This is a genomic window from Alistipes sp., assembly GCF_020026455.1.
Lineage (GTDB): Bacteria > Bacteroidota > Bacteroidia > Bacteroidales > Rikenellaceae > Alistipes.
Window position 1 is genome coordinate 112,437 of record NZ_JAHHQJ010000005.1, and the last position, 16,148, is coordinate 128,584.

The following is a 16,148-nucleotide window of genomic DNA, read 5'->3' on the forward strand; positions in this document are numbered from 1 at the left end:
CGTTAGATATTACTGTAAAAATCGATCTTGTCTCCATCCTTCAAGGTGACGATCGCCTTCTTGAAGTTATTGGCGCGACCCTCCAAGAGTCCGGCCTTTGTGTAGCGGCTCTTGAGTTTGCCCATGTAGTTCACGGTGTTCACGTCCGTAACGACGACGTTGTACATCTGCTCCACGGCATTGCGAATCTGCAGCTTGTTAGCCCTCACGTCAACGATAAAACCGTAGCGATTCAACTTTTCGCCCTGAATCGTCATTTTCTCGGTCAAAACCGGCTTAATAATAATCTCCATTGTAACTTGCGTTTTTAAGCTAACATCGTATTCAATACATTCTCGGCGCCTTCCACCATCACGATGGCCGATGCGTTCATCACGTCATAGGTGCAGACGTTCTGAGCCAGCACGGGCTTCACATAGGGGAGGTTGCGGCACGACAGCTGCAGGTTTACGTTCGATTCGGGGAGAACCAGCAAAACCTTCTTGTCGTCAACCTTGAGAGCCTCGGCCAGAGCCACGACGGACTTGGTCTTGGGGGCCTCCATGGCGATCGTCTCGACAACGCTGATGACACCGGCCTGAGCCTTGTAGGTCAGAGCGCTGCGGCGAGCCAGCTGCTTGAGTTTCTTGTTGAGCTTGAAACTGTAATCGCGGGGCTGGGGACCGAAGATGCGGCCGCCTCCCGGGAACAGGGGCGACTTGATGCTACCCGCACGGGCACCGCCGGTTCCTTTCTGACGCTTGAGCTTGCGCGTCGAGCCGGCAACTTCGTTGCGCTGCTTCGACTTGTGCGTACCCTGACGCTGGTCAGCGAGATACTGCTTCACGTCGAGGTAAATAGCGTGGTCATTAGCCTCCACGCCGAAGACGGCGTCCGACAGGACTACCTTACGACCCGTCTCTTTTCCTTGTGTGTTCAATACAGCTAATTCCATACTACTTCTCAATCGTTAAATAAGCACCTTTTGCACCCGGAATCGAACCTTTCACGAGGATGAGGTTGCTCTCGGGGATTACTTTCAATACACGCAGGTTCAGAACCTTGACCTGCTCTCCGCCCATCTGTCCGGGCAGACGTTTGCCCTTGAAGACGCGCGAGGGATAGGACGATGCGCCCAGCGAACCCGGCTTGCGCGCACGGTTGTGCTGGCCGTGGGTCTGGCCGCCGACGCCGCCGAAGCCGTGACGCTTCACTACGCCCTGGAAGCCTTTACCTTTCGAGATCCCGGTCACGTCGACCCAGTCCTCTTCCGAGAAGAGCTCCACGGTCAGCGTGTCGCCGAGATTCACTTCAGGCATGTCCTTGAACTCCGCAAGCTTGCGTTTCGGAGTGGTACCAGCCTTCTTGAAGTGACCTAACAAACTGCTGGTGGCGTGCTTTTCACTTGTCTCGTCATAGGCAATCTGCACCGCCTCGTAGGTATCCTTCTCGACGGTCTTGATTTGCGTAACAACGCACGGTCCAGCCTCAATGACAGTGCATGGTATGTTCTTACCCTCGGCACTGTAAACGGAAGTCATTCCGATTTTCTTTCCAATAAGTCCTGACATTTGTTGTCAATTGTTTGTTATAAATAGTAATAAAGTGATGTAAGGTTTTTGTCCTGCCGTCCGGAGTTATCACCGACCTGCCGACCGCTTTCACCTGCGTCATTGCCTCCCGGGGCGTCATCCGCAACTCGGCCCCACCACGGCTCTCCCGCAGTGAGGAAGATGGCCTGCGCTCTGCACGGCGGCAGACGAAATATGCTCAACTCCTCCGGTTTTCGTCATTTTATCCGACTCCCGCTCCCGCTTCCGGGCAACGTTCGCCGTGCCGTCCCGCCCCCGGTTCCTTCTTTCGAAGAAACCCGGGTTAGGGCTCGGAAAACCGGCAGACGTACAATTCGATCAGACCTTGATCTCTACCTCCACGCCCGAGGGGAGCTCCAGTTTCATCAGCGCGTCGATCGTCTTGGGCGTCGACGAGTAGATGTCGAGGATACGCTTGAAGGTGCAGAGCTGGAACTGCTCACGAGCTTTCTTGTTTACGAAAGTCGAGCGGTTGACCGTAAAAATCTGCTTGTGCGTGGGGAGGGGCACCGGGCCGCTCACGACGGCACCCGTGCTCTTCACGGTCTTCACAATCTTCTCGGCCGACTTGTCCACGAGATTGTGATCGAATGACTTTAACTTGATTCTAATCTTCTGGTTCATATTGTTTGCTTATTCTATATCCTTACGTTTACCACTCGCTTTCTCGATGATCTCCTTGGCCAGGTTGGCAGGAACCTCCTCGAAGTGCGAGAACTCCATGGACGATGTGGCACGGCCCGACGAAATCGTACGCAGCACGGTCACATAGCCGAACATCTCCGACAGGGGGACCTTGGCCTTCACCACGCGTGCGGTACCTTTCGACTCCATGCCGGTGATCTGGCCGCGACGCTTGTTCAGGTCACCGATAATGTCGCCCATGCTCTCCTCGGGGGTAACGACCTCCACGGACATCACGGGTTCCAGGATCACCGAACCGGCCTTGGGGGCAGCAGCCCGATAGCCGTTGCGTGCAGCGATCTCGAACGAGAGCTGGTCGGAGTCCACGGGGTGGAACGAACCGTCGAGCAGCGTGATCTTCATCGAGTCCATCGGATATCCGGCCAGTGCACCGTTGGCCATAGCCGACTCGAAGCCCTTCTGAACCGAAGGAATGAACTCCTTGGGAATGTTACCGCCCTTCACCTGATCAACGAACGTAAGGCCCATCTTTCCGTCCTCGGCGGGACCGATCTCAAAGATAATGTCGGCAAACTTACCGCGACCACCGGTCTGCTTCTTGAAGACCTCGCGGTGCTGAACCGTCTTGGTGAGCGACTCCTTGTAGTTCACCTGGGGAGCGCCCTGGTTGATCTCCACACCGAACTCGCGACGCAGACGGTCCACGATGATGTCGAGATGCAGCTCACCCATACCGCTGATCACCGTCTGACCCGAATCCTCGTCGGTGTGTACCGTGAAGGTGGGGTCCTCTTCAGCCAGCTTGCCCAGGGCGATGCCGAGCTTGTCGAGGTCCTTCTGGGTCTTCGGCTCTACGGCCAGACCGATCACCGGCTCGGGGAAAGTCATCTGCTCCAGCATGATGGGTGCATTCTCGGCGCAGAGCGTGTCGCCCGTGCGGATCTCCTTGAAACCTACGGCAGCGCAGATGTCGCCGGCACCGACGGTCTCCATCGGGTTCTGCTTGTTGGCGTGCATCTGGTAGATACGGCTGATACGCTCGCGCTTGCCGCTGCGGGTATCCAGGATATAGGAACCTGCATCGAGTTTACCCGAATATACACGCACGAAAGCCAGACGGCCTACGAAGGGGTCGGTAGCGATCTTGAACGCCAGACCGCAGAACGGATCGTCCTCCGAAGCGTGACGGATCTCTTCCTGCTCGGTTTTGGGGTTCATACCCGTAACGGGGGGCAGATCGAGCGGCGAGGGCAGGAAAGCCATCACGTAGTCGAGCAGCTTCTGCACGCCCTTGTTGTGGAACGACGAACCGCAGAGCATCGGCACGATCTGCATCGAGATGGTCGCCTTGCGGATTGCGGCGAGCAGCTCGTCGGGGGTAATCGAATCGGGATCCTCGAAATACTTCTCCATCAGCGCATCGTCGGTAGAAGCCACCTCCTCGATGAGTTTGCCACGCCACTCAGCGGCCTCGGCCTTCATCGACTCGGGAATCTCCTTCAACTCGAAGTTGTCGCGGACGGTCTTGTCGTCGTAATAATAGATCGCGTTATTATATATAAGGTCTACCAGACCTTCGAACTTGTCTTCGGCACCGATGGGCAGCACGACCGGGAGGGCCGTAGCACCGAAGTGTTCCTTGATCTGTGCGCACACCGACAGGAAGTCGGCGCCCGTGCGGTCCATCTTGTTGACGTAACCCATACGGGGCACATTGTACTTGTCGGCCTGACGCCATACGGTCTCGGACTGAGGCTCCACGCCACCTACGGCGCAGAACGTGGCGACAGCGCCGTCCAGCACGCGCAGCGAACGCTCCACCTCGACCGTGAAGTCGACGTGTCCCGGGGTGTCGATCAGGTTGATCTGATACTGGTTGCCCTTGTAGTTCCAGAACGCGGTAGTTGCAGCCGATGTGATCGTGATGCCGCGCTCCTGCTCTTGGACCATCCAGTCCATTACGGCAGCACCTTCGTGCGTTTCGCCGATCTTGTGGGTTTTACCCGTGTAGAAAAGGATTCGCTCCGACGTGGTGGTTTTACCGGCATCGATGTGCGCCATGATACCGATATTGCGAGTATATTTTAAATCTCTGGTTGCCATCTGTTCGGTTTTCTTTTAGAATCTGAAATGTGCGAATGCCTTGTTGGCCTCAGCCATGCGGTGCATCTCCTCCTTACGCTTGAAGGCGGCACCCTGCTGGTTGTAGGCATCCAGTATTTCTGCAGAAAGCTTGTCTGCCATCGTCTTGCCGGCGCGCTTGCGGGAATAGAGGACAAGGTTTTTCATGGAAATAGAAATCTTGCGCTCCGGACGAACCTCCATAGGAACCTGGAACGTCGCACCACCGATACGCTTCGATTTCACTTCGACTTGGGGTGTGATGTTCTCCAGGGCCTGTTTCCAGATTTCCAGCGGAGATTTATCAGCATCCTTCATCTTCTTGCCGACGATTTCGAGCGAGTCGTAGAAAATCGTATAGGCAATACTCTTCTTACCATCCAGCATAAGGTTGTTCACGAAACGGGTCACCGCCACGTCTCCGAACTTCGGATCCGGAAGTAGAATTCGCTTTCTTGGCTTAGCTTTTCTCATTGCTATTTAAAAATGATCTGTTAAAAATTCTCTTGATGTTGACTACTTGCCTGCCTTGGGTCGTTTTGCACCGTACTTCGAGCGACGCTGACGACGTCCGTCGACACCGGCCGAGTCGAGTGCACCGCGCACCAGGTGATAACGTACACCGGGGAGGTCCTTCACACGACCGCCGCGGACGAGCACGATGGAGTGCTCCTGCAAGTTGTGGCCTTCTCCGGGGATGTAGGCGTTGACCTCCTTGCCGTTGGTCAATCTTACACGCGCTACCTTACGCATTGCCGAGTTCGGCTTCTTCGGGGTCGTCGTGTACACACGCGTACATACGCCTCGGCGCTGGGGACACGCAGCCAGTGCGGGAGACTTCGACTTGTCCTCCATCTTCACACGGCCGTTTCTCACTAACTGTTGAATAGTTGGCATTTCTAAAACTGTCCTTTAATTGTTAAAAAATCTATCTCCATTGTCCAAAATGGACTGCAAAGGTACGCATTTTTTCGGAAATACAATATATAAGCATGTCTTTTTTCGCCTTTTTTCAGGATTTTACGCCGCTTTTCATTCTTTTTACTTATGGTTTTTCAAATACTATACCATTTCGCCTATCATCAAACTGTCAACCGACTCCTTTTCAATCTCTTAAACCGCATCCCCGGAACGTATGAATTTTTCGGAAAAATAATTATCTTTGCAAATGCATTCCGGGGACAAACCCTTGAATGACATAAAATAACCCATCAAAAAAAATCAAACCCATGAACAAAATTCTTTTTTGGACCGCATGTCTCGCCCTGCTGGCCGGCTGCAGCGACAACGAGGGGGGGGGAGACTCCTTACCCGTAACCTTTGACGACCCGACATTCGAAACCTACTGTCTCGAACAATTCGACAGCGACGGCGACGGCACTGTCACCGGCAAGGAAATCAAGCGGGTCACGACACTTACGCTCGATGCCAGCAAGAACGAGTCGCTGGTCGGGCTCAAATCGCTCAGCGGAATCGAACACTTCACGGAGTTGCAAGAACTCCACTGCGCCAAGTGCGAATTCACGTCGGTGGACCTGAGCCGCAACAAGAACCTAAACAAACTGGCGCTGATGTACGGTAAACTCACCAGCCTCGACGTCAGCTCCCTTCCCGAACTGGAAACCCTCAATTGCAACACCAACTCCCTGACGACACTCGACCTTTCGAAGAGTCCCAAACTCAAACATCTGTACGTACAGGGCAACAAGCTGACGCAACTCGACGTCAGCAAAAACCCGTTGCTGGAGCAGCTCTACGTCAGCATAATGAGCTTCAAGTCCAACCTCATCGAAAAACTCGACGTCACGAACTGCCCGAACCTCAAGCAGCTCTACGCCACCGGCATGACATCGCTCAAAGAGCTCCGCATGCTCCGGGCACACGACGACGCGAATATCCTGATGGACGTCCCCGAAACCACCCAAATCATCTACGAATAGGGGCTGTTCCGGAGCCTGTCCAACCAGACACACCCCGGCCGCAGCGAGGCCATCCGCCATTCCACAACCGATGCGGCAAAAGCAAACAGGGACACGACCTTCCGGGGTCGTGTCCTTTTTATGTACCATTCCGCACCCAGAGGATGACAAATCGGAAAACTTTTGCTATTTTTGCCGGGAAATGCTCTGTTCAGAGCACCGACCGCCGGAACGCCGCACCGACGCCGGGACGGGATACGAACAACACGAAACGACACAAAGATATGGAATACAATTTCAAGGAGATCGAGGCCAAATGGCAAAGTCGCTGGAGGGAGGACAAAACCTACAAGGTGGAGCCGGACCCCTCACGACCCAAATTCTACGTGCTGGACATGTTCCCCTACCCCTCGGGGGCGGGCCTGCACGTCGGCCATCCGCTGGGCTACATCGCCTCGGACATCTACGCGCGCTACAAGCGTCTCAAGGGCTTCAACGTCCTCCACCCGATGGGTTACGACGCCTTCGGCCTTCCCGCCGAGCAGTACGCGATCCAGACCGGGCAGCACCCGGCCGTGACCACCGAGCAGAACGTCGCCCACTACCGCGAACAGCTGGACAAGATCGGGTTCTCGTTCGACTGGGACCGCGAGGTGCGCACATGCGACCCCGCCTACTACAAGTGGACGCAGTGGGCGTTTCTCGAAATGTTCTCCCACTGGTACGACCGCACCAAACAGCAGGCGCGCCCCATCTCGGAGCTGGTCGCCGCCTTCGAAAAGTGCGGCACCGAGGGCCTGAATGCCGCCTGCACGACCGAGATGCACTTCACGGCCGCCGAATGGAATGCCAGGAGCGAACAGGAGCGGGAGCAGATCCTCCAGAACTACCGCCTCGCCTTCCGCGCCGACACCCAGGTCAACTGGTGCCCGAAGTTGGGGACCGTGCTGGCCAACGACGAAGTCCACGACGGACTTTCGGTCCGCGGCGGCTATCCGGTCGAGCAGAAGCGCATGAAACAATGGCTTCTGCGCGTGACCGCCTATGCCCAGCGCATGCTCGACGGACTGGACAAGCTCGAATGGAGTGACTCGCTGAAGGAGATCCAGCGCAACTGGATCGGCCGCTCGGAGGGAGCGCAGGTCTTCTTCGACATCCGGGATTCGGCGGAGAAGCTGGAGATCTTCACCACCCGCCCCGACACGATCTTCGGCGTGACCTTCATGGTCATCGCCCCCGAGCACGAGAAGGTCGACGAACTGACGACGCCCGAAAACAAGGGCGCCGTCGAGGAGTACATCCGCCAGACCAAGAAACGCTCGGAGCGCGACCGCATCGCCGACACGAAGCGCGTAAGCGGCGTCGCGACAGGCTCCTACGCCATAAATCCCTTCACGAACAAAGCCATTCCGATCTACGTTTCCGACTACGTGCTGGCGGGCTACGGCACGGGGGCCATCATGGCCGTCCCGGCCCACGACTCGCGCGACTGGGCCTTTGCCCGCCACTTCGGGCTAGAGATCGTCCCGGTGGTCGAGGGCGGCGACATCGAGAAAGAGTCGTACGATGCCAAAACGGGTAAAGTAATCAACTCGGATTTCCTCAACGGCATGGATGTGACGGAGGCAATCCGGGTGATGTTCGCCGAAGTCAAGAAGCGCGGACTGGGCAAGAAGCTCGTCAACTACCGCCTGCGCGATGCCATTTTCTCCCGCCAGCGCTATTGGGGCGAGCCGTTCCCGATCTACTACAAGGACGACACGGCCTACCCGCTGGCGGAGGACAAGCTGCCGCTGGAGCTGCCTCCGATCGAGAATTTCGGTCCCACGGAGCAGGGCGAACCGCCTCTGGCCCGCGTCAAGGGATGGGCAACGCCGGAAGGCTGGCCCTACGAGCTGTCGACAATGCCCGGCTTTGCCGGATCGTCGGCCTACTACCTGCGCTACATGGACCCGCACAACACCGAGGCGCTCGTCGGCAAAGAGGCGAACGGCTACTGGCGCAACGTCGACCTCTACGTGGGCGGCATCGAGCACGCCACGGGCCATCTGATGTACTCGCGCTTCTGGAACATGTTCCTCTACGACCTGGGCTGCGTCTGCGAGCCGGAACCGTTCCGCAAGCTCGTCAACCAGGGCATGATCCAGGGGCGCTCGAACTTCGTCTACCGCATCGTGGGGACCAACCGGTTCGTGTCGCTGGGCCTCAAGGACCAGTACGAGACGCAGGCGCTCTACGTCGACGTGAACATCGTCCGCAACGACCTCCTCGACCTCGATGCCTTCCGCGCCTGGATGCCCGAATACCGGGATGCCGAATTCATCCTCGAGGACGGCAAATACGTCTGCGGCTGGGCCATCGAGAAAATGTCGAAGTCGTTCTACAACGTCGTGAACCCCGACTACATCGTCGACAACTACGGAGCGGACACGCTGCGCATGTACGAGATGTTCCTCGGGCCGCTGGAGCAGTCGAAACCCTGGGACACGAACGGCATCGACGGGGTGCACAAGTTCCTGCGGCGCTTCTGGCGCCTGTTCTTCGACCGCGACGGCGCGCTGTGCGTCACGGACGAGAAGGCCACCGAGCAGGAGCTCCGCACGCTCCACAAGACCATCAAGAAGGTCTCCGAGGATATCGAGAACTTCTCGTTCAACACCTCCGTTGCGGCCTTCATGATCTGCCTCAACGAGCTGGGCGAATGTTCGAAGCGCGAAGTGCTCGAACCGCTGACCGTCCTGCTCGCCCCCTTCGCCCCGCACATCGCCGAGGAGCTGTGGGCCGCACTCGGCCACAGCGAATCGGTCTGCACGGCCACCTATCCGGTCTGCGACGAGACTCACCTCGTGCGGAACTCGTTCGAATACCCCGTGTCGGTCAACGGCAAGCTCCGCTTCCGGAAGGAATACGCCGCTTCGATGACGCCCGCCGAGATCCAGGCCGACGTCGTCACGGCCCCCGAGGCGCAGAAATGGCTCGAAGGCAAAACCCCGAAAAAGATCATCGTCGTGCCGGGCAAAATCATCAACATCGTGATCTGACCCACCCCGCCGCAGCTGCAACCCCGGTCCAAGAGACGCATCCCGCCGCCTGGCTCCGCCCGCGGGGCACAAACCCCGCCCGACACAACACACCGGGGCACAACACACCGGGACACAAACCGCGCCCGAACCGCACACCGGAGGGAATCCCACACCAGGGGTTCCCTCCGTCGGTTTTTTCAGCCCGCGCATTGCCGTTTGCCGATTATTGCCTATCTTTGCGGAAATAAATTTCCGCTCAGACAGACGGAGCCCCGGCAAACCCGCGGACAAGTCCGCGACCAGCACGCGGCCAGCGCTGTCTTTGCCGGCCAAAACGAAATACTTATGGCAGACAACACCATATTGAACCGTCTGGACGGTCTGAAACTCAAATACGAGGAGACGGGGCAGAAGCTCACCGACCCCGAAGTGATCGCCGACGTCAAGCAGTTCATCCAACTGACCAAGGAGTACAAGGAGCTGGAGCCGATCATCGAGACCTCGGAACGCTATCGCACGGCCCTCGCCAACCTGGCCGAGGCCAAGGATACGCTGGCCACGGACAAGGACGAGGAGATGCGCGAAATGGCCCGCGAAATGATCGCCGAGCTGGAGCCTCAGCTCGTACGGATGGAAGAGGAGATCAAGCTGCTGCTGATCCCCAAGGACCCTCAGGACTCGAAAAACGCCATCGTGGAGATCCGCGGCGGCACGGGCGGCGACGAGGCGGCGATCTTCGCCGGCGACCTGCTGCGCATGTACACCAAGTACATCGAGTCGAAAGGCTGGCGCTACGAAATCACCTCCTCGTCGGACGGAGCCGCCGGCGGCTTCAAGGAGGTTGTGCTGAAGGTATCGGGCCAGAACGTCTACGGGACGCTCAAATACGAGTCGGGAGTGCACCGCGTGCAGCGCGTGCCCCAGACCGAGACGCAGGGCCGCGTGCACACCTCGGCCGCATCGGTCGCCGTGCTCCCCGAAGCCGAGGAGTTCGACATCGAAATCTCGATGAACGACATCCGCAAGGACATCTTCTGTGCGAGCGGTCCCGGCGGACAGTCGGTCAACACGACCTATTCGGCCATCCGCCTGACCCACATCCCCACGGGCATCGTCGTGCAGTGCCAGGATCAGAAATCGCAGTTGAAGAACTTCGACAAGGCTTTCGAAGAGTTGCGCACGCGCGTCTTCAACCTCGAATATTCGAAATACCTCGACGAAATCGCCTCGAAGCGCAAAACGATGGTCTCAACGGGCGACCGCTCGGCCAAGATCCGCACCTACAACTACCCGCAGGGGCGCATCACCGACCATCGCATCAACTATACGATCTATAACCTCGCGGCCTTCATGGACGGCGACATCCAAGACTGCATCGACCACCTGATCGTGGCCGAGAACGCCGAGCGCCTCAAGGAGAGCGAACTTTAGCCGCCCGGAAAGCCGGCAGAGGAGGGAGGCAGAGGAAAGCGGCAGAGGAAGGGGGCACACGGGCCACGACCGAAACCCGCCGGGCCCCGGAGCCGACGACAACGGCTCCCCGGGACAAAGGTCCAATCCAACCGAACCCCGCCCAACGAATCCGCCCGCTGAATCCGCCCCGGCTGCTTCGGACAAACGAAACAAGCGATGAAGATTCCCGCCGATTTCGACTCCGAGATCTGGAGTGTCGTCGCAGAAATCCCCGCAGGGCGGGTCGCGACCTACGGACAACTGGCCCGCCTGATCGGCATGCCCGGTCAGGCCCGCCGCGCGGGACAGTCCCTGGCCCGGGCTCCGCAGGGACTCCCCTGCCACCGGGTCGTCAACAGCCAGGGCCGAACAGCCCCCGGATGGACCCGCCAGCGGGAGCTGCTCGCCGCCGAAGGCGTCCGTTTCCGGGCCAACGGCTGCGTGGACCTCGCGGCCTCGGGCTGGGAGGAGATCGAATAGCCCGCGGGCAATATCCCGGCCCTGCCGTCCGTTTTGCAAAAAAAGATTACGGTATGAAAAGATACGCACTGCTCCTCCATGTACTGTTTCTCGCCGCCGCCCTCCGCGCCGCGACGCCCGGGCCGAAGCCCCTGTACATCGTCAACGGCCAGGCGACGACCGAGATCCGCTCCATCCCTCCCGAGGACATCGAGCATGTCGAGATGCTCCCCGCCGACGAGGAGACCATCGCCCGCTATGGCCAGCAGGCCGCCCACGGTGTGATGCTCATCACACTGCGCTACGACCGGGAGGCCTCCTTCCCCGCCGACTCCACCTTCAGCAGCTACATCGCCCGCCAGGTGCGCTGGGACGAGAACGAACCCACGGCGCGCGTGGTGCTGCGCTACAAGATCACACCCGCCGGCGAGACCATCGTCCTGCAGGAACTCGAATCGACCGACAGCCGCCTCAGGCGGCGCGTGCTGAAAGCCGTGGCGGAAGCCCCGCGCTGGCATCCGGCGCAGAAGAACGGCGCACCGGTCGAAAGCGAAGGCGTGTTGCACATCCAGCTTCCCGAGGGGAGACGCATGCCACGACAGGCCGAGCTGGTGATCCGCTGACGCCGCCCGCCTCGAACAGCCCGCCACCGTAAAACCCCCGAAAGACGCAAAAAACAACAAAACCGAAAAACCTCGCAGGCCTCCCCGAATCCCGAAACCCGCAAAGTCCCGGAGAACCCGAAAGCCGCGAAGTCCCGAAAACCCGAAAACCCGCGAAGCCCCGGAAAAATACCGAAAACTTCGAAAAATACCGAAAAAGGTCCCGGAAAAATACAAAACATGAAAACCAACTCTCTCTCCGCATGGATTCTGGCCGTCAGGCCATACAGCCTCGGCAACTCCGTCATTCTCGTCCTGATCGGCTCCGCACTGGCCTGGGCCGATCACGGATTCCATTGGCTCCCGGCCGTGCTGTGCCTCGTGTTCGCCCTGCTGATGCAGTGTACGGCCAACCTGGTGAACGACCTCTGGGACTTCATGAAGGGCGCCGACCAGCCCGACCGACTGGGCCCCGACCGCGCCTTCGCCAAGGGATACATCACCCTCCGGGCCATGAAGGCGGGCATTGCGGGATTCACTCTCGCAGCCGCTGCCGCAGGCGTCGCGCTGCTCGTCTGGGCCCTTCGTGCAGACATGCTCCGCTACGGAGGCTGGGAACTCGTCGCCGCAGGCATCGCCTGCATCGTCGCGGCCTACTTCTACACCGCCGGCCCCTACCCGCTGGCCTACCACGGTCTGGGCGACGTGGCGGTCATCCTCTTCTTCGGACTGGTCCCCGTGGGATTCACCTATTATATCCAGACCGGCACATGGACCCCGGAGGTCCTCATCGCCGCCCTGGCTTGCGGGCTTGTGATCGACACGATGCTCATGATCAACAACTTCCGCGACCGCGAGGAGGACGCGCGCTGCAACAAACGCACGATCGTCGTCTGCCTCGGCGCAGGTGTCGGCCGCTGGGGCTACCTCGCCCTCGGAACCGCAGCCGCAACCCTGTGTCTCACGCTGCTCTTCACGGGACACACATGGGCTGCCCTGCTGCCCCTGCCCTACCTCGCCGTGCATATCTCCACATGGCGCAAGATGATACGCCTCGACCACGGCGACGTACTGAACGTCTGCCTCGGGGAGACCGCGCGCAACATCCTGCTGTTCGGAGGCTTGCTCACCCTCGGGATACTACTGGGCAGATGACTGAATCACAGCATATTACCCTGCGTGAATTGCAGCACCGCGTGAAGTCGGCGCTCGAAGGTCAGTTTGCGCTGCCGCTCTGGGTGAGTGCCGAGATTTCGGAAATCAAGGTCAACTATTCGGGGCACTGCTACCTGGAGCTTGTGGAGAAGGGCGGCGACAACGGAGTGCCGACAGCGCAGGCCCGGGCCGTCGTGTGGCGCTCGAACTACCCCCGCATTGCGGGTTACTTCGAGGCCGAAACGGGCCAACGGCTCGCGGCGGGCATCAGGATTCTGGCCAAGGTGCTGGTCACCTACCACGAACTCTACGGCTTCTCGCTCCAGATCACCGACATCGACCCCGCCTACACGCTGGGCGACATGGAGCGGCAACGGCAGCAGACCATCGTTCAGCTGCAACAGGACGGCGTCTGGGACATGAACCGCGGGGAGCCGATGCCCACCCCCGTGCAACGCGTGGCCATCGTGTCGAGCGCCAACGCCGCCGGCTATCAGGATTTCTGCAAGGAGCTGGGGCGAAGTCCCTACCGTTTCGAACTGACGCTGTTCAACGCCTTCATGCAGGGCGAGGCGGCCGAGGAATCCATCATCGAAGCCCTGTGCGCCGTCGCGGCCCGGGCCGAACAATTCGACGCCGTGGTGCTGATCCGCGGAGGCGGCTCGCGGAGCGACCTGAACTGTTTCAACGCCTACCGCCTCTGTGCCCACGTGGCGCAGTTCCCGCTGCCGGTGGTGACGGGCATCGGACACGACAAGGACACCAGTGTGGCCGACATGGTGGCCCACACGGCACTCAAGACCCCGACGGCGGTAGCCGGATGGCTGGTCGAACGGATGGCCGAAACCGACGGGTGGCTCGACTACGCCGCCCTGCAACTGCACGACATGACAAAGGCCGCGATACACGCCTCGGAGGTCTCCATCGAACGCCTCTCGGGCGAAGTGAGGCGGCTGAGCGGTGAGCTCCTCACGCGGCAGGCGCTGCGTCTGGAGCATTTTGCGGGGCTGCTGCCCGATGCCGCACGCGACTTCCTCGCACGGCAGGGCGTGCGCCTAGACAACGCCGCGGAACTGATCGCCGGACGTTCGCCCGAACGCATCCTCCGGCTGGGATTCGCCGTCCTGCGCGCCGGAGGCCGTGCCGTGACCTCGGCCGGGAGCGTCGCGGAGGGCGAGCAGGTCGAAATCGAGGTCTCCGACGGCAAGATAAATGCAACCGTAAATTCCGGAAAAATATGGCAAAAGAAGAAGTGACCTACGCCGAGGCGATGGGTGAAATCGAAAAGATACTGGCGCGCCTGCGCAACGAAGAGATGGATGTCGACAGCCTCGCCGCCGAGGTGAAGCGCGCCACGGAGCTGATCGCCTCGTGCAAGAAGCGCCTGCGCAAGGCCGAGGAGGAGGTAAACAAAGTGCTGGAATAGAATGAAAAGACTGATCCGCTGGATGCTGAACCACATTCCGCGCCCCGTGCTGCAGCGCATCGCGGGGTGGGCCGTGCCCGTGGCGGGAGTGTTCTACAAGTTTGGGCGCGGGGAAGGGGTCGAATGCCCCCTGTGCGGCGCAAAATACCGGAAGTTCATGCCTTACGGCTATGTGCAGGCACGCCCCAACGCACTCTGTCCCAAGTGTCTGTCGCTGGAGCGACACCGTCTGCTGTGGCTCTATCTGACGCACGAAACCGATCTGCTGACGGCGTTTCCGCGCACGTTGCACGTTGCGCCCGAGGTCTGTATCATGCGTCACCTCAAGCCCCACTTCAAGTCGCATCCGGGGCAGTATGTCACGGCTGACCTCGAAAGTCCGCTGGCGGACCTGCATTTCGACGTGCAGCAGATCCCGCTGGCCGACGATTCGGTGGGGGTGGTGATCTGCAACCACATCATGGAGCACGTAGCCGACGATCGGAAGGCGATGGGCGAGCTGTACCGGGTCCTCAAGCCCGGCGGCTGGGGCATCATCCTATCCCCGGTGGATGCGGACTACGAACAGACCTACGAGGACGACCTGATCACCGACCCCGACGAGCGCACGCGCATCTTCGGGCAGTATGACCACCGGCGCATCTACGGCGCCGACTATGCCGACCGCCTGCGTCAGGCGGGGTTCGAGGTCGCGGACATCGACTATGCAGCCTCGTTCTCCGAGGCCGAACGCAGCCTATATGCCCTGCCGGCCGACCACATCTATGTGGTTTACAAAGTCTGATTGCCGAGGGAGCATCCGCGGCTTTGCAAAAATCCGCACCTCGGATTCGGGAAAACAGGGTTTTTGACCGGGCAGGAGCGGGAGCGGGCAGGGGCAGACCAAGGCGCGAGCAGGAGTAAGCCGGGGCGGGCCGGAGTAGGAACAGCGAGCCGGCCGGAGTAGGAACAGCGAGCCGGCCGGGCCGAAACAGGCAGGAGCTGAAGCAGTCGAGCGCGAGCGGGAGGAGGCCGACGAAATTCCGGCAGTCAAGGTTCCGGCTGGAGAAATTCCAGCTGACGAAGTTCCGGCTGGCAAGATTCCGGGACGGGGTTTGTCAGTAAAGGTAGAACACGATCCCGGTAAAGTGTGCCGCAACGGCAAGGTTGATCAGCAGATGCCACACCATGTGGTGGTAGCGGAAGCCCTTGCGGGCATAGAACCACGCTCCCAGCGTATAGAGAACACCGCCCAGCGCGATCAGCACCACGAGGGGTGTCGAGGCGTGGCGGAGGAACAGCGGCAGGAAGAAGACGATCGTCCAGCCCATGACCAGGTAGATGGTCAGGCTGACGGCCGGTATCGACTTCCGGGAGAGCGACTTATAGAACACCCCGAAAATCACCATCGCCCATTGCAGGGCGGTGATGAACACCCCTTGCCAGCCGCCGATGACCAACAGCGCGATGGGCGTATAGCTGCCCGCAATGGCCACGTAGATGAAAATATGGTCGAGGATGTGGAAAACCTCCTTGTGCCTCGACTGCGGGTTCATCGAGTGATAGAGCGTCGAGGCGAGGAACATCAGGAAGATCGAAATGACGAAAACCGAGACCGAAGCCGAGGCCAGCATCCCTCCGGGATCATGCACATAGGCCCACACGGCGGCAAAGGGAAGCGACAGCAGCGTCAGCAACGACATCACGCCGTGAGACACGGCGTTGCCGATCTCCTCGCCGACAGTCGGCTGATAAACAGACTTTTTCTTTTCCATAACGCAACAGTTCAATTGTAC

17 protein-coding genes are annotated in these 16,148 nt (G+C 59.6%); 9 read left to right on the forward strand and 8 right to left on the reverse strand.

Going from position 1 to position 16,148, the window contains the following annotated elements; all coding sequences use genetic code 11:
• Positions 1–2: 2 nt before the first annotated feature.
• From rplW to rpsL, 7 genes are all read right to left on the reverse strand, one after another.
• A complete protein-coding gene (rplW, locus tag QZ460_RS04370) occupies positions 3–293 on the reverse strand; it encodes a 50S ribosomal protein L23 (RefSeq protein ID WP_018696467.1) in 291 nt (96 codons plus the stop codon).
• A 14-nt stretch (positions 294–307) separates the two neighbouring features.
• The gene (gene rplD / locus QZ460_RS04375) at positions 308–934 is read right to left on the reverse strand and encodes a 50S ribosomal protein L4 (protein WP_290540368.1); all 627 of its coding nucleotides are present in this window, start codon (positions 932–934) and stop codon (positions 308–310) included.
• Position 935: 1 nt separating this feature from the next.
• Positions 936–1,550, reverse strand: coding sequence for a 50S ribosomal protein L3 (rplC, locus tag QZ460_RS04380; protein WP_044054309.1), 615 nt, complete (start codon positions 1,548–1,550; stop codon positions 936–938).
• Between the two features lie 339 nt (positions 1,551–1,889).
• A complete protein-coding gene (gene rpsJ, locus QZ460_RS04385; RefSeq protein WP_004329464.1) occupies positions 1,890–2,195 on the reverse strand; it encodes a 30S ribosomal protein S10 in 306 nt (101 codons plus the stop codon).
• A gap of 9 nt (positions 2,196–2,204) precedes the next feature.
• Positions 2,205–4,319 carry an elongation factor G gene (gene fusA, locus QZ460_RS04390; RefSeq protein ID WP_290540369.1) on the reverse strand — a complete coding sequence of 705 codons (2,115 nt, stop codon included), beginning with the start codon at positions 4,317–4,319 and terminating at the stop codon, positions 2,205–2,207.
• A gap of 15 nt (positions 4,320–4,334) precedes the next feature.
• The gene (rpsG, locus tag QZ460_RS04395) at positions 4,335–4,811 is read right to left on the reverse strand and encodes a 30S ribosomal protein S7 (RefSeq protein ID WP_290540370.1); all 477 of its coding nucleotides are present in this window, start codon (positions 4,809–4,811) and stop codon (positions 4,335–4,337) included.
• Between the two features lie 42 nt (positions 4,812–4,853).
• A complete protein-coding gene (gene rpsL, locus QZ460_RS04400) occupies positions 4,854–5,234 on the reverse strand; it encodes a 30S ribosomal protein S12 (RefSeq protein WP_022061192.1) in 381 nt (126 codons plus the stop codon).
• A 332-nt stretch (positions 5,235–5,566) separates the two neighbouring features.
• Here rpsL and QZ460_RS04405 point away from each other — a divergent pair, with 332 nt between their 5' ends.
• From QZ460_RS04405 to QZ460_RS04445, 9 genes are all read left to right on the forward strand, one after another.
• Positions 5,567–6,277 (forward strand): hypothetical protein, encoded by a 711-nt coding sequence (locus tag QZ460_RS04405; protein ID WP_290540371.1) that lies wholly within the window; start codon positions 5,567–5,569, stop codon positions 6,275–6,277.
• 263 nt (positions 6,278–6,540) lie between these two features.
• Positions 6,541–9,297 carry a leucine--tRNA ligase gene (leuS, locus tag QZ460_RS04410; RefSeq protein ID WP_290540372.1) on the forward strand — a complete coding sequence of 919 codons (2,757 nt, stop codon included), beginning with the start codon at positions 6,541–6,543 and terminating at the stop codon, positions 9,295–9,297.
• Between the two features lie 327 nt (positions 9,298–9,624).
• Positions 9,625–10,710: a peptide chain release factor 1 gene (gene prfA / locus QZ460_RS04415; RefSeq protein WP_290540373.1), complete on the forward strand. Its 1,086-nt coding sequence runs from the start codon at positions 9,625–9,627 to the stop codon at positions 10,708–10,710.
• 198 nt (positions 10,711–10,908) lie between these two features.
• Positions 10,909–11,211, forward strand: coding sequence for an MGMT family protein (locus tag QZ460_RS04420; protein WP_290540374.1), 303 nt, complete (start codon positions 10,909–10,911; stop codon positions 11,209–11,211).
• Between the two features lie 53 nt (positions 11,212–11,264).
• On the forward strand, positions 11,265–11,813 hold the full coding sequence (locus QZ460_RS04425; protein WP_290540375.1) for an energy transducer TonB: 549 nt from the start codon (positions 11,265–11,267) through the stop codon (positions 11,811–11,813).
• A 219-nt stretch (positions 11,814–12,032) separates the two neighbouring features.
• On the forward strand, positions 12,033–12,947 hold the full coding sequence (menA, locus tag QZ460_RS04430) for a 1,4-dihydroxy-2-naphthoate octaprenyltransferase (RefSeq protein WP_290540376.1): 915 nt from the start codon (positions 12,033–12,035) through the stop codon (positions 12,945–12,947).
• Positions 12,944–14,203: an exodeoxyribonuclease VII large subunit gene (xseA, locus tag QZ460_RS04435; RefSeq protein ID WP_290540377.1), complete on the forward strand. Its 1,260-nt coding sequence runs from the start codon at positions 12,944–12,946 to the stop codon at positions 14,201–14,203. Before menA ends, xseA begins: the two co-directional genes overlap by 4 nt.
• The gene (gene xseB / locus QZ460_RS04440) at positions 14,185–14,373 is read left to right on the forward strand and encodes an exodeoxyribonuclease VII small subunit (protein ID WP_290540378.1); all 189 of its coding nucleotides are present in this window, start codon (positions 14,185–14,187) and stop codon (positions 14,371–14,373) included. The genes xseA and xseB overlap by 19 nt, the downstream gene beginning before the upstream one ends.
• 1 nt (position 14,374) lies before the next feature.
• Positions 14,375–15,157 (forward strand): class I SAM-dependent methyltransferase, encoded by a 783-nt coding sequence (locus tag QZ460_RS04445; protein ID WP_290540379.1) that lies wholly within the window; start codon positions 14,375–14,377, stop codon positions 15,155–15,157.
• Between the two features lie 313 nt (positions 15,158–15,470).
• On the opposite strand, the gene QZ460_RS04450 is transcribed toward QZ460_RS04445, so the two are convergent.
• The gene (locus QZ460_RS04450; protein ID WP_290540380.1) at positions 15,471–16,127 is read right to left on the reverse strand and encodes a hemolysin III family protein; all 657 of its coding nucleotides are present in this window, start codon (positions 16,125–16,127) and stop codon (positions 15,471–15,473) included.
• Positions 16,128–16,148: the final 21 nt, after the last annotated feature.